This is a genomic window from Pseudomonas sp. NFACC56-3, assembly GCF_900100025.1.
In the GTDB taxonomy this organism is placed as follows: Bacteria; Pseudomonadota; Gammaproteobacteria; order Pseudomonadales; family Pseudomonadaceae; genus Aquipseudomonas; species Aquipseudomonas fluorescens_AA.
In genome coordinates, this window is sequence record NZ_FMTK01000005.1 from 56,915 (window position 1) to 70,607 (window position 13,693).

Annotated in this window: 15 protein-coding genes; 6 read left to right on the forward strand and 9 right to left on the reverse strand. The window is 61.8% G+C overall.

Translation table 11 applies throughout. The features are described from left to right. Positions 1-37 precede the first annotated feature (37 nt). Positions 38-958 (forward strand): LysR family transcriptional regulator, encoded by a 921-nt coding sequence (locus tag BLO80_RS09500; protein WP_092327658.1) that lies wholly within the window; start codon positions 38-40, stop codon positions 956-958. After that, positions 958-1,869 carry a LysR family transcriptional regulator gene (locus BLO80_RS09505; protein WP_092327660.1) on the forward strand — a complete coding sequence of 304 codons (912 nt, stop codon included), beginning with the start codon at positions 958-960 and terminating at the stop codon, positions 1,867-1,869. Before BLO80_RS09500 ends, BLO80_RS09505 begins: the two co-directional genes overlap by 1 nt. Before the next feature lie 3 nt (positions 1,870-1,872). On the opposite strand, the gene BLO80_RS09510 is transcribed toward BLO80_RS09505, so the two are convergent. Then, the gene (locus BLO80_RS09510) at positions 1,873-2,796 is read right to left on the reverse strand and encodes an AraC family transcriptional regulator (RefSeq protein WP_092327661.1); all 924 of its coding nucleotides are present in this window, start codon (positions 2,794-2,796) and stop codon (positions 1,873-1,875) included. A 110-nt stretch (positions 2,797-2,906) separates the two neighbouring features. Between BLO80_RS09510 and BLO80_RS09515 the strand changes: the two genes are divergently transcribed. Both BLO80_RS09515 and cynR read left to right on the forward strand, forming a co-directional pair. Next, positions 2,907-3,254 carry a carboxymuconolactone decarboxylase family protein gene (locus BLO80_RS09515; protein WP_092327663.1) on the forward strand — a complete coding sequence of 116 codons (348 nt, stop codon included), beginning with the start codon at positions 2,907-2,909 and terminating at the stop codon, positions 3,252-3,254. Between the two features lie 282 nt (positions 3,255-3,536). Then, positions 3,537-4,451, forward strand: a complete 915-nt coding sequence (gene cynR / locus BLO80_RS09520) for a transcriptional regulator CynR (RefSeq protein ID WP_092327664.1) — start codon at positions 3,537-3,539, stop codon at positions 4,449-4,451. A 15-nt stretch (positions 4,452-4,466) separates the two neighbouring features. Here the strand turns inward: cynR and BLO80_RS09525 are convergent, their stop codons facing one another. Then, on the reverse strand, positions 4,467-5,126 hold the full coding sequence (locus BLO80_RS09525) for a carbonic anhydrase (protein WP_092165144.1): 660 nt from the start codon (positions 5,124-5,126) through the stop codon (positions 4,467-4,469). Between the two features lie 113 nt (positions 5,127-5,239). Then, on the reverse strand, positions 5,240-5,707 hold the full coding sequence (gene cynS / locus BLO80_RS09535) for a cyanase (protein WP_092327666.1): 468 nt from the start codon (positions 5,705-5,707) through the stop codon (positions 5,240-5,242). 228 nt (positions 5,708-5,935) lie between these two features. Between cynS and BLO80_RS09540 the strand changes: the two genes are divergently transcribed. After that, positions 5,936-6,436, forward strand: coding sequence for a GNAT family N-acetyltransferase (locus BLO80_RS09540; RefSeq protein ID WP_175459475.1), 501 nt, complete (start codon positions 5,936-5,938; stop codon positions 6,434-6,436). 117 nt (positions 6,437-6,553) lie between these two features. On the opposite strand, the gene BLO80_RS30045 is transcribed toward BLO80_RS09540, so the two are convergent. Both BLO80_RS30045 and BLO80_RS09550 read right to left on the reverse strand, forming a co-directional pair. Continuing rightward, on the reverse strand, positions 6,554-6,835 hold the full coding sequence (locus BLO80_RS30045) for a hypothetical protein (protein ID WP_218189367.1): 282 nt from the start codon (positions 6,833-6,835) through the stop codon (positions 6,554-6,556). Between the two features lie 63 nt (positions 6,836-6,898). Next, positions 6,899-7,840, reverse strand: a complete 942-nt coding sequence (locus BLO80_RS09550) for a DMT family transporter (RefSeq protein ID WP_092327667.1) — start codon at positions 7,838-7,840, stop codon at positions 6,899-6,901. Between the two features lie 74 nt (positions 7,841-7,914). Between BLO80_RS09550 and BLO80_RS09555 the strand changes: the two genes are divergently transcribed. Further along, positions 7,915-8,769 (forward strand): LysR family transcriptional regulator, encoded by an 855-nt coding sequence (locus BLO80_RS09555; RefSeq protein WP_092327669.1) that lies wholly within the window; start codon positions 7,915-7,917, stop codon positions 8,767-8,769. 194 nt (positions 8,770-8,963) lie between these two features. On the opposite strand, the gene BLO80_RS09560 is transcribed toward BLO80_RS09555, so the two are convergent. The 4 genes from BLO80_RS09560 to BLO80_RS09570 form a co-directional block, all read right to left on the reverse strand. Beyond that, positions 8,964-10,670, reverse strand: coding sequence for an amidase (locus BLO80_RS09560; protein WP_092327670.1), 1,707 nt, complete (start codon positions 10,668-10,670; stop codon positions 8,964-8,966). 219 nt (positions 10,671-10,889) lie between these two features. After that, on the reverse strand, positions 10,890-11,060 hold the full coding sequence (locus BLO80_RS29885) for a hypothetical protein (RefSeq protein ID WP_175459471.1): 171 nt from the start codon (positions 11,058-11,060) through the stop codon (positions 10,890-10,892). A 67-nt stretch (positions 11,061-11,127) separates the two neighbouring features. Then, positions 11,128-12,471, reverse strand: a complete 1,344-nt coding sequence (locus BLO80_RS09565) for an OprD family porin (RefSeq protein ID WP_092327672.1) — start codon at positions 12,469-12,471, stop codon at positions 11,128-11,130. Positions 12,472-12,691: 220 nt separating this feature from the next. Then, positions 12,692-13,600: a LysR family transcriptional regulator gene (locus tag BLO80_RS09570; RefSeq protein ID WP_092327674.1), complete on the reverse strand. Its 909-nt coding sequence runs from the start codon at positions 13,598-13,600 to the stop codon at positions 12,692-12,694. Positions 13,601-13,693: the final 93 nt, after the last annotated feature.

Sequence of the window (13,693 nt, forward strand, 5' to 3'; positions counted from 1 at the left end):
CTATGTTCAATCTCCCTCAAGCAAGGCTGGATCACCCATGGATCGCTTTCAGGAAATGCAGATTTTCATGGTGGTGGCCGAGGAGGAAGGGTTCGCCGCTGCCGCCCGGCGCTTGCGCATTTCGCCACCGAGCGTGACGCGAGCCATTGCGGCGATGGAGGAACGGATCGGCACCCAGCTGTTGTCCCGTACCACCCGCACTGTGCACCTGACCGAAGCGGGGCAACGCTACCTGGAAGATTGCCGGCGGATCCTGAGTGAGCTCGAAGAGGCCGAGGAGGCCGCCGCCGGCAGCTACTCGATCCCGTGCGGGTATCTGACGGTCACCGCGCCGGTGCTGTTTGGCGAGTTGTACATCGCGCCCTTGCTGACGGATTACCTGGATCAGTTTCCCTCGGTGCATCTCAATGCCTTGTTGGTCGACCGTGTGGTGAATATCGCGGACGAGGGCATCGATGTGGCGATCCGCATCGGCCATTTGCAGGAAAACAATCAGCACGCCATCAAGGTCGGTGAGGTACGCCAAGTGATTTGCGGCGCCCCGGCCTATTTCCAGCGCCATGGACGGCCAACCCATCCTGGCGAGTTGAGCAAGGCCAATATCGTGATGTCTTCAGCCAGTCATTTGCTGAGCCACTGGCAGTTCATGGACGAAGCGAACTCGCTGAGCCTGCGGGTTGACCCACGCCTGGTGGTGACCGCGAATCAGGCTGCGATCAATATCGCCCGCCAAGGCTGGGGCGTTACCCGGGTATTGTCCTATCAAGTGGCCCGGCAGGTCGCCGAGGGTGAACTGGAAGTGGTGCTCAAGGCCTTCGAACCCCCGGCGTTGCCGATTCACGTGGTGTATCAGAAGAGCAATCGAGTGCCGGCCAAGGTGCGTACGTTCGTGGACTTCCTCGCGGATCGGCTGGGGGACGACGTCACGCTCAAGCCTGTCGTGAAAGGCACCGGCTGATGGCGCGCCACCATGAAATGCTGGTATTCCACGCGCTGTCGCAGTGCCCCAGCCTCGCCTCGGCCGCCCAGCGCCTCAACGTCTCCGGACAGACCGTGATGCGTGCGGTCGCTCGACTGGAAGCGCGGCTGGGTGTGCGGTTACTGTCACGAAGCACGCGCGGGGTGGTGCTGACGGAAGCCGGGGTCGGCTTCATGGCCGATTGTTCACGCATTCTCAAGGCCGTTGACGAGGCTGAAGCATCGGCCAAGGGCTGGCATGTCCAGGCGCAGGGCAATTTGACGATTCTGTTGCCCACGTTGTTCAGCCGTTATGTCATGGCCCCGGTATTGGCCGGCTACATGGATCACTTCCCCGAGATCAGGGTATTGGCCCACTACCATGATCGTTTCCCGAACATGCATGAGGAAGGGCTGGATGTCGCGGTGCTGGTCGGGCATCTGCCCAGTTGCTCATTGATCGCACGACCTGTCGGCAGTGTTCGCTCGCTCGTCTGCGCCAGTCCGGGTTACCTGGCCAGGTATGGTGAGCCGGTTGTGCCGCGGGATTTGCACGATCACCGACTGATCGCCACGCAGGCCAACCAGGACTGGGTCCAGTGGTCTTTTCAACAGCAGGGCGAGGCCAACGGCTTCAAGGCCCGCACGCGGCTCAGTTGCGCCACGCTACAGGCGGCCATCGAGGCTGCGGCTCATGGGGCCGGGTTGACGCGCTGCTTGAGCTATCCGTTGTACGACTATCTGAGCAGCGGACGCCTGTGCAGGGTCTTGCAAGCCTATGAGCCGCCCTCCATGCCCGTGCATGTGGTCTACCGTGAAAGACGCAAGGCGCCGATGCGTGTGCGCAGTTTCGTGGACTACATCGTCGAGCACCTGCGCGAGCACCCGGCCCTGCGAGCGGATATCTGTTGATTGTCAGCGCGCGTTCGGGGCCTGGATCCCACGGCGCACCCGCCCTGGCGCCTCGCCGTAGATTTCCTTGAATTTCTTGCTGAACGCAGCCTGGGATTGGTAGCCGACCTGTACGGCAATGTCGCTCAGCCCCAGGTGTGAGTGGCTGAGCAGACTGAAGGCCAGCTCCATTCGCACTTGCGTCAACAGTACCCACGGCGAGACGCCGGCCAGCTTGACGAATGCGCGCATGAAATTGGCCCGGGACATGCTCGCGAGATCCGCCAGGCCTTGAATGGTCCACTCGTGCGCAGGGTCCGCCAGCATCGCCTGCCAGGCCCGGCCCAGGCGCTTGTCGCCGAGCAGGGCCAGCGAGCCGCTGTCCTGGCCATGGCTCGCCAGGTGCGCACGCAGAATCAGGGTGAACAGGGCCTGGGACAAGGCGTCGAGCAGGAAGCGAGCGCCGGGCTGGTTCCCATCCGCTTCACCGCGAAGGATCTCCACCAACGCCGGCAAAGGTCCGTTGGCCGGTAATGCGCCGCTGGGAATCACCAGGTAGTCGGGCAGGGCGCTGAACAGCAACGAAGCCCGGTTGAAGTGAAAACCACCGCACAGCATGTCCAGTTCCGCGCTGGCACCGCCAATGCGGTGAATCGGCAGGGCGCCCCCGGTCACGATCCGAGGTAAGGTCGGCGTCACCATTTTCCCAGGGCTGTGCATGAGGTGCGGGGCGCCTCGCGGCAGCAGCAGGATGTCACCGGCGCGCATGGGCAAGCGCTGCCCATCGGCAAACTCGACGCGGCATTCGCCGGCCAGCACGATGTGATAGGGCGCCGTGCCCAGGGCCTGCTGGCCGTGTTCCAGGGCCCAGTCGCCCTGGAACTGACAGCGCAGGTCCAGGCTGCCGCGAACGTTGGCCAGGCTGATGAGTTTATCGATCGCATTCATTTGAGCGTTTCGCCAAAAAAACTGAGCGGATTGAGCAAAACCGAGTGGCGCCAGGGTGAAAAACTGAGGGCGTCAAAACAGTACACCCAACCCACTCAGGAGTTAATGCCATGTTCAATAACTGGTCCGAATTGTTGCCCACTATTCAAAAGGCGTTTGGCGCGCTGGGCCGCAGTAACCCGAAAATGGTCAAGGCCTATATGGCGCTCGGGGAAGCCGCCAGCGAAAACAACGTGCTCGATGCCAAGACCCGCGAGCTGATCTCGATCGCCATCGCCGTGACCACCCGTTGCGACGGTTGTATCGCCGCCCACACGGATGCGGCGATCAAGGCGGGGGCGAGCCGTGAGGAGGTCGCAGCGGCCTTGGCCACTGCGATTTCGTTGAATGCGGGGGCTGCCTACATTTACTCGCTGCGCTCGCTTGAAGCGTATGACACGCTGAAAAAACCGGTGTGACTTATAGCCGGTCCCAAGCCCGGTTTGCCGTGCACTTAAGAAAAATGATGGATTTGTGGCGAGGGAGCTTGCTCCCGCTCGGCTGCGAAGCCGTCGTAAACCGGCGGGTGCGGTGTGTCTGATACTCCGCATTTGGCAGGTTTGGGGCCGCTTCGCAGCCCAGCGGGAGCAAGCTCCCTCGCCACGGTTGGGGGCTTGGCCATCGCGTTCGTGGCGGATGTGGACGCGACATGTCCCCTATACAATGCATCGCAATTACCCAAGCTCCAGGTGGTGGTTCCGATGTTGCTACGTCACTTGCGCTATCTGCTGGCGGTCGCTGACCACGGCGGTTTCACGCGTGCCGCCGAGGTGCTGCACGTGTCGCAGCCGACCCTGTCGCAACAGATCCGGCAACTGGAAGAAACCCTCGGCGTGAGTCTGTTCGACCGCACGTCTCGCACAGTCAGGCCCACGGATGCCGGGGCGGCCTATATCGAATGCGCCAGGCGGGTGCTGGTGGAACTGGCCGCTGGCAAGCGCGCGTTGCACGACGTCAAGGATTTATCCCGCGGCAGCTTGAGGCTGGCGATGACCCCGACGTTCATGGCTTATCTGGTCGGGCCGCTGGTGCGTGACTACCGCGCGCGATACCCGAATATCCACCTGCAAATCTTCGAGTTGTCGATGGTCGATATCGAGGAGGGCTTGGCGAATGACACGTTAGACATTGCCATCGCATTTGATCAGGTCAGGAGCGCCGATATCGAATCGATCCCGGCATTCACCGAAACCCTGGGGCTGATGGTGGGGCGCAATCACCCGTTGTATGACTGTCAGGCCGCGTTGACGGCTGAGCAGATCGGGCAACTGGAGTTCGCCTTGTTGAGCCCGGACTTTGCCACCCGTACGTGCATCGACGACTACTTCGTCCAGGCTCGGATCACGCCCAAGGTGAGCATTGAGGTGAACTCGGTCAGCACGTTGCTGGAAGTGATCGGGCATTCGGCCGTTGCCACCATTCTTCCGGAACCCATCGCCACCCAGGAGCGCGCACTGCGCAAGCTGGCGCTGCAGGACGCGGCGCCCCGGCGTGGAGCTTCGCTGTTGCGGCGCAAGAACAACTATCACAGCGCGGCGTCCGTGGCTTTCATGGAGACACTGTTGCACGGGATGGATGGCTTTGGGGCCGCTGATCGAGGTGGGCAACTGCCCTAGACAAAACAGCGACCCTCACGCGGCAGTCGCCGTCCGGGCCGGTACGGCACACGCCTGGGGATTGTCCGCCAAGGACCTGAAGCTGCGATTGTCGGCGTCCAGGGCGTCGATGGAGCCGGTCTCGATGTCATAGACCCAGCCGTGCAGGTTGAGCAAGCCTTTCTCCTGGGCCAGCCGCACACTCGGGTGCGTCTGGATGTTCGCCAATTGGGCGATGACGTTTTCACGCACCATCGAGCTGACTTTTGCTGCGTCATCGACGTGCGGCCGTGACTCATTGATGACCCGTGCCGACTCGGCGTGTTGCAGCCAACCGCTGACCGCCGGCAGGTGATTCATGCAGGCGCATTTGGCGACGGCGGTCATGGCACCGCAATCGGAATGACCACAGATCACGATATCCCTCACGCCCAGCACCGCGACGGCATATTCCACCGTCGCGGAAACACCGCCTGGGTGCGGGCTATAGGACGGCACGATGTTGCCGGCATTACGGATCACGAACAGTTCGCCGGGTTCCTGCTGGGTCAGCAGCTCCGGCACAACGCGGCTGTCGGAACAGGTGATGAACAAGGTGCCCGGGTGTTGCGTGGTAGCCAGGTGTTTGAACAGGTCCGTGCGTTGTGGAAAGACTTCCTGCTGGAACTTCAGGAAACCCTCGATCAGTGCTTTCATGCTGCTTACCTCCAATGAACAGGGTGGTTGCCCAGCCGGGTATCAGCTCGTGCAGCCGTCGCCGACCAGGCTGTATTCAAGAATGTGGGGTTCACCTTGGGAATCGCGATAGGTCAGAACGGACGCAGGGGCAGGAACTTGCCGTCCAGTGTGATCACCGCTCGCGAGCCGCCTTCAGGGTCTTCGACTTTCTTGAGGTCGAGCTTGAAGTTGATCGCGCTGATGATGCCGTCGCCGAACTGCTCATGAACCAGGGCCTTGAGGGTGGTGCCGTAGATCTGGATCATTTCGTAGAAGCGATAGATCGTCGGATCGGTCGGCACGCCAGCGAGGCTGCCGCGCAGGGGAATGATCTGCAGGCGGGCGACCGAGTCAGCGGTCAGGTCGAGCTTCTCGCCAATCACCTTCGCCGCGTGTTCCGGCAATGGATGCTGGCCGAGCAGGGCGGCGGTGACGTAGGCGAGGCTCAGGCCGGTGCCATCGGCCAAGTCCTGCCAGGACAGGTGCTTGCGTGCCTTGGCATCCAGCACTTCGGTGGTCAGGGCCAGGCTGATGTCGTTGTAGGCGTGGGACTGTTGCATGGCGTAGCTCCTATCGGTTTGGATCGGGTTGATGTCGCTTGGTTGAAGCCATCATCTGCCGCTTTGGTTATAGCGTCCAAGACCGATATGCAATGCAATGTATTGGTGTTGCCTATGGATTGGGGCCCACGTTGTCGAGGTATAAAATCCTGTAATTGTTGCCGTGTACTAATCTCTTGGCAGGCACGGTAGAAGTAGTCATTTAACTAGCCAGAAGAGATATCTCGAATGACGAACCATGAAACCGATGTCGGCAGAGCCAATGAGGCCGACCTGGACGGGATCCTGGCGCTTCAGGCCGCGAATCAGATGGCCCGTGGCGGCTCGCTTTCTGCGAGCCTGCCAAGGACTCGTGTGGCAGCGATGATGCAGGAAATGCCTCTGATTGTTGCGCGTCGAGAGGGCCGTATCACCGGTTTCCTGATGACTACCACGCGGGCGATGAATGCCGACCTGCCGATCGTACAAGCGATGTTCGCCGCTTATCATGGAGCGCCGGATGCCTATGTCTATGGCCCGATTTGCGTGGGCGAGGCGGAGCGTGGCAAGGGTTTGGCCCAGCGAATGTTCGCGGAACTCCGGCGACTCGAACGGGGGCGTGAAGGTATTCTTTTCATACGCAAGGACAATGAACCCTCGCTCCGTGCGCATTTGAAAATGGGTATGAAAGAAGTGGCTTCCTTTCCATTCAATGGGTTCGATTTCGCCGTTTACTCGTACATCGGCTAGACAGGAAAAAAGCGCTCACTAGACGATAGTGCCAGTCAGTTAAGCCTCATACCCGTGGGAGCAAAGCTTGCTCGCGATTGGGGTGAGCCAGTCGACAACCCATTGACGGGTTTGCCGCTATCGCGAGCAAGCTTTGCTCCCACAGGTTTTGTGCCGTTTGATCTTTAACTGACTGGCATTACCCACTAGACGATCACCTGAGTGGCAGAAAGAGCGCGGTAATCGGTAGCGATTCAAGGGCAAGCTGAACGTCGCCATGAACTGCCGGTGAAAATGGTATTTCGAAAAAGCCGCAACGCCGCTCAACGTATCCAGGTCCAGGCAGTCATCAAGGTGCAGGTCGATGTAATCGAGCACCTTGCGCATGCGGGATTGGTAATGCTTTTTTGTGTCGGTCATGGTCTTTCCCAGTAAAGGCCACCAGCATGAGGCCGGCGAGCACAATGCGCTCGACCGATCTTGCTATCTTGAACTTGCAGCCTGCCGGGCTTCGGTGCCGACGACCAGCCAGATGCCGATCCCGGACACCGCCATCCCCACCACCATCTGCCAGGAAAGCGGTTCGTTGAACATGGCCCAGGCCCAGAGCATCGTAATGGGCGGGCTGAGGTACAGGACACTGGCGACGCGGGTGGCGGTTGCGCGGCGCAGGCACAACCAATAGAGGCCGTAGCCGCCCATGGTCGACAGGCCCGCGGTCCACAACACGCTCAGTGCAAAGCCTGTGCTGGGCAGCGGAGCCAGGCTGCCATGGGCGCCCTCGACCAGCGCGAAGGCCAGGCCCGACACGCAACACTGCAGCCACAGGTTGGGCAGCAGGCCCAGCGATTGTTCGGCGGGTAAGTATTTCTGCCACAGGGTCGCGACGGCGAGCGAGAACATGCCAAGCAGCGGCAGGCCATAGGCCCACAAGGGCGCATTGCCCCACGCCAGTGCGCCCTGGGTCACCAGCATGACGCCGAGCAGGCCGATGAGCAGCCCCGTCCAGACCTGCCAGGCCAGTCGTTGCCGGAGTACACCTGCGGCCAGCAGCGCCAGGCCCATTGGCAGCAGGTCGGCGACCAGCGCGGCCAAGCCCGCCGGCACGCCCAGGGCAATGCCTTGGGTGATGCCGCCCAGGTAGCCCGCCATCGCCAGGAGGCCGATGCCGGCATTCTTCAAAAGTGCGACGGGCGAGGTCCGGCGTAGCGACCTGGCGACGAAAGGAAACAGGACGAGCGTCACCACGACACACCGCCAGAAGACCACCAGCAGGGCCGGCGCGTAATCGATGGAAAAGCGCGCGCCGACGAAGCCCGAGCTCCACGACACCAGCAATGCCGCTTCGAGCAACGGCAATGGAATCAGCCAGTACCAGGCGGGTCGGGGCAGGGACGTGCAGGTCATCGATTTATTCGGGTTCATGGCCACAGGCTACGAAACCCGGCTAATCTAATAAATCAAAATGTAATGCATCAGTTGTTCACGAAGATTGAATCATGACGGCCATACTCGATATCGACTTGATACGTACTTTTCATGCGGTGGCGCGGATCGGCAAGTTCAGTGCGGCGGCAGACCAACTGCACAAAAGCCCGGCGGCGGTCAGCGTGCATATCCAGCGTTTGGAAGCGGTCGCTGGCGGGCGTTTGCTCAACCGGGACAACCAATCGGTATCCCTCACCGCGTTGGGCCAGCGTTTGCTCGTCGCGACGACGGAGTTGTTGAGCACCCATGACCGGGTGCTGGCGGACCTGCACGGAACTCGTTTGGCGGGACGTATCACCTTGGGGGTGCCGGATGAGTACGCAGACCATGTGATCCGCGACATCCTTCCGACCTTCGCCGCCGCGTGGCCCAACGTGGTGCTGGAGCTCAAGACTGCGCCAAGCTATGCGCTACGCGACCTGGTGCAGCGCGGCAAGCTCCAGGCGGCGGTGGTCGCCCAGCCGAAGGGGCAGGCGAATGCAGAGGTGCAAGTACTGGTGTCCACCACGCCGGTCTGGGTCGGGCCGGCCCACACGACGGCGGCCTCGATGGAACCGCTGCCGCTGGCGGTACATGCGGCGCAATGCCCTTATCGACAAGCGATGCTGGAGTCCCTCAGGCAAAGCGGGCGCAAGACCCGCATCGTTCTGGAAAGCCCCTCCAACCAGGCCGTCAAGGCCTGTGTGGAGGCCGGGTTGGCGATCAGCCTGATCGACCGTGGACGGGTGACGGATGCCATGCGGATCCTCGAAGGCCTGCCGGTGATCGCGGAGCATGAGGTGGTGTTCATGCGAGCCCAGGCGTCACGCGGCGATGAAGCCGTGAACCTGCTGGCCCGTGCCATGCAGCAGTATTTCCGGCTGTAGGCATGTAGCCGGGGGGCCGCTGCGCAGCCCGGCGGGAGCAAGCTCCCTCGCCACGGTTGCTTGCTCGGCTGGGTGACCGTGTGGATCATTCAAACGCTACCCTCGCCAAAATGGCCCCCAGGTATTGCTCCTCTGGGCTTTTGTGGCGAGGGAGCTTGCTCTCGCTGGGCTGCGTAGCAGCCCCCATGATCGGCTCAAGCCGACAATGGCGGTGTCCGAGGCGGGACCAGGCGCTTGGAGCCAATCGACTCGAACGCCGATGCCAGTTGCAACAGCCTCGAATCGTCATAGGCACGCCCGGCGAATGTCAGCCCGACGGGCATGCCGATGTCCGCCATGATGCCCATTGGCACGGTGACCGTGGGTACGCCCAGGTGGCGGATGGCGAGGTTGCCGTTGGCGACCCAGACCCCGTTGCTCCAGGCGATATCGGCAGATTCCGGATTGATATCCGCATCCGCCGGCCCGACGTCGGCGACGGTCGGGAAGATCACCGCGTCCAGGCCTAGCCGCTCCATCCAGTCTTCCAGGTCGATCCGGCGTGTCGCTTCAAGCCCCCGCAACCCGTCGGGCAGTGTCGGGATCTGGTCCCAGGGCGTAATGCCGCGCTGGGCCATCTTTACATACTCGTCCATGCCGGCGGCCAGATCGTCCTCCCGGTTGGGCAGGGTGCCCGGGTCGTGGGGGAAGATCTTCGGTCCGTCGACGTCGGCCAGGCGATTCAATTTCGGATCACCGTTGGCCTGCAGGAAGTCATCGAATGCCCAGGCCGACAGGTCCCACAACTCATGGTGCAGGAACTCCTTGGAAACCAGGCCGCGGGTGAACACCGTCGGTGCGCCGGGACGGTCGCCCTCGCAGTTGGACACCAGCGGGAAATCCACCTCGATCACTTCGGCGCCGCAAGCTTCCAGGGCCCTGCGGGCTTGCTCCCAAAGGTCGATCACCGAGGCGCGGGTGACGATTCGTTGCCCGGTCGGGCCACCGATACCAGGGGCCTCGGCGGTGCCGGCTTCAGGGTCCGCGTTGATGTACATCCGTGGCACGCCGAACCGAATGCCGGCCAGTGCCCTCGGGTTGCTGGCAAGGCTCGGATACGAGGCGGGACGAACCGACTCGACGCTCGGAATCGGCACCCAGGGTTGCAGCCGCCACAGGTCGCCACGGGTGTCCGGGTCCTCGGCGACCACCACGTCCAGCACTTCGAGCAGGTCAGCCATGGTCCTGGCGAAGGGCACGACGACGTCCATCGTCGGCGTCAACGGCCAGTTGCCCCGCACCGAAATCACCCCCCGCGACGGCGTGTAGGCGCACAGGCCGTTGTTCGACGCCGGGCCGCGTCCGCTCGACCAGGTTTCCTCGGCAAGGCCGAACGCCGCGAAACTGGCGGCGGTTGCCGTGCCCGCACCATTCGAGGAGCCGGAGGCAAAGGGTGCGGTGAGGTAGTCGCCGTTGTACGGGCTTTCCGCACGGCCATACACCCCGCGCTGCATCCCGCCATTGGCCATGGGCGGCATGTTGGTCTTGCCCAGGCAGATGGCCCCGGCGGCGCGCAGTCGTTCGATGGTGAACGCATCGCGATAGGCCACCAGGTCCTTGAACGCCGGGCTGCCGGAGGCGGCGGTGAGCCCTTTGACCAGATAACTGTCCTTGGCCGTATAGGGAATGCCGTCGAGCGGGCCGAGGGTCTGGCCACTGGCCCGACGGGCATCGGAGGCCTGCGCTTCCTTCAGCGCATCGGGATTGCGCACCACCACGGCGTTGAGGGCCGTGGGTGTGTCAGGACCGTCGTAGGCATCGATCCTGGCGAGGTAGGCCTGGACAAGCGCTACCGCCGTGGTCTGGCCCGATTCCAGCGCGGCGCGCAGTTGGGCAATGGAAACTTCGGTGATGTCGATCATGCAGTTACCGCCGCGGTGGAAGGATGATGGCTGTGCGGGTCCATTGACATGGGGGCCTGGCACTTCAGGTCATCTAAAGGTGGATATTTATCGGGTTTTGCCTACTGTACTACGGAAGAACGATCAAGGGCAGTCCCGGTTTACCGGACGTCTTCTAGAGTGTAGAAAAATTTCCCACCTCGATATCTCGTTAAGAAACGGCTTAGGCAGGATCAACGATCAGCGCAGCGCCTCAGCGGCCACGTCGATTTTCCAACACCGTGGTGCTTCCACGGTGCTCCCGATCAGCTTGTCCAGGCCACTGTAGCGCACGCGCCCCATGACAATGCCATCAATGTCATGGGGCGCGGCGTAGCTCGCCAACACCTTGGCCGGGTCACGGTGGGGCATGCTTCGATTCGCTCCATGAGCGATACAAGCACTGAAAGGCGCCGCTGATTCAGTCAATGTAGCAACGTCAGAACGGCCCCAGCTTGAGCGGGTACTCGATGACGATATACAGCCGGTCGATGTCATCGCCGCCCTGGCTGCTGTTGGCACGATGGGTGACGTGGGACAGTTGCAACGACAGGTCCTTGGCCGGGCCTGACTGCACGATGTAGTGCAGGTCCAGGTCGCGCTCCCAATGGCGTCCGCCAGCGCCTTGTTGCGGACTGTAAGTGCCGGTGTCGCTATCGAACGGGTTGTAGGCACCGCCTTGAGGGGCATGGCTGCCGTCGATCCCGCGTCCAGTCACATAGCGGGCCATGAAGCTCAGGCCGGGGATGCCCAGGGTGCCCAGGTCGAGGTCGTAGCGCGCTTGCCACGAGCGCTCGCCCGGGCCGTTGAAGTCGGCATATTTGATCGAGTTGGCCAGGTAGATGGAGTCGCCGCCGACGAAATCGAAGGGCGTGTCGCCGTTGATTTTCTGATAGGCCAGGGTGAACGCCTGGGCATTGAGCCGATACTTGCCACTCAGGCTATAGGCCGTGGTGTCGATGGCCCCGGCGTTGGCCTTGCCGTAGTCGCGGGTGTGGTACAGGTTGCCGTCAAGGAGCAGTTCGCCAAGGGTGGCATGCAGGTTGGCATAGTACTGGCGCCAGGTATCGCTCAGTTCGGAGGCGTAGAGCGCGCCGCCCAGGGCTTGCCCGGTAAACAGGTCGGCGCCGATGAAGTCGATGGCGCTGTTGCGCGTCGTCGCGCCATACCCGGAAAAATCACCCTTGCTGGTCGAGGCGTCCTGATTCTTGAACGCACTGAAGTGGCCCGCCTGCAGGTCGACCCCGTTGAACTCGCGGCTCGAGAGCAGCAGGCCGCTGGCGTATTCGGGTTGCAGGCGCTTGTCTGCGGTATCGAATACCGGGCTCTGCACGGTCATTTCGCCGACCGCCAGGGTGGTGCGTGAGGTGTTGAATTTCAGCGCGCCGCCCGCACTGGAGTAATGCTCCTCGCTTCGCCCATCCTCATCCAGCGGCAATAATCCCGTTCCGGAATGCCCCTTGCCGCCGTCCAGTTTCAACCCCAGGAACCCGTGGGCATCGATGCCTATGCCGATCGTGCCGGGGGTGAAACCGGACTCGAACGAGGCGATGAAGCCCTGGGCCCATTCCTGTTTGTAGCTTTTGCCTGCCGGGGTCGGGGTGCGATAGTCATTGTTGAGGTAGAAGTTGCGGCTGAGGACTTCCAGCGTCGCCCCGTCGAGAAAGCCAGATGTACTTTGCGCGAGTTCCGCTGCCATCGCCGGTGCGGCGCTGCCTGTGAGCAGGGCAAGCAGCCAGAGCGGCTTCAGGGCGGCGATTGAGTGGTGGGGTGCAGGCAACATGCTTCATTTCCATGTGAAATTGGGCGGGCGAAGGGGCGGTACTACCCGCTGCCAGCAGGGAAATGTCCGGCGCACCGCAAGATGGGCCGGCAGTTCCCGCTTGAGAAAGCAGGTCTGGGCAGAGGGCTTCATTCTTGGGGGCGGGGCGCGAGCGTGCGAGTTAAACGTTGTTAATTGCGTTCAGTTGCGGCACCGGACGCTGCACTCACTCAGCGCAGGGCTACAAAGGTTCCTTCAACAGCATTTCACACCGGTCCTTCAAGTAGGCGTACAGCGTGCGTATGGCAGGAGTGAATTGCTTTCGATGGGGGCAAACGAAGTTGAGGGGATAAGGCTCGCCCGCGACGTGAGGCAGCAAGACCTCAAGCCTTCCAGCCCGTACGTCCTCGCAAATGTCCAGCCACGACTTGTACAGGATGCCTTCTCCCGCGATCGCGCATCGTCGAATGACATCCGCATCGTCGCTCAGCACTGGACCGTTGATGATGATGCAATCGCTCTCCGGCTCTTTGGGGAATATCCAGCGGTCGTACAGCTTGCCGTTCAAATGAAAGCGCAGGCAAGCGTGCTCGATTAAATCCTGCACGGTCTCAGGCCGTCCATGCTCATCCAGATAGGCAGGTGAAGCTGCAACTACCCGGCGGTTGGCGGGTGCCAGCGGCATGGAGATGAAGTCCGCATTCTGTAGGGTGCCATAGCGGACCGCGACGTCTATCGGATCGCGGAATATGTCCGAAACCTGATCTGAAAGCATGATTCGAAGAACCAGGCCAGGGTTGTCCCGCCGGAAATCGATCAGCCAGGGCAGCAGGACATTTCTCCCGAAGTCCGAGGCGCTGGCGATTTGCAAGACCCCACGCAGTTGCGGGTCGCTTTGCTGCAGACCGGCTTTTCCCTCATTCAGCGTATTCAAAACGTCCCGGGCATAGGGCAGGTAGCGTTCCCCCTCAGCGGTGAGTCGAAGACTGCGGGTGGACCGGGCAAACAAGCGTGTATCGAGCTCGCACTCCAGGCGCTTGATGGCGGCGCTTATTTGCGCAGGAAACAAATCCATTTCCCGCGCCACGACCGAAAAACTGTCAACGGTCGCCGCTCGCACAAAAATGGCGAGGTCATTAATTCTTATCATTTCCCGAGCACCCTTTGCCTGGTATCCACAGAGGCGCTTTCAGACCCGCAAAGACGGCAAGGCGCACGGCGACAACATAGGGATTTACGCAGG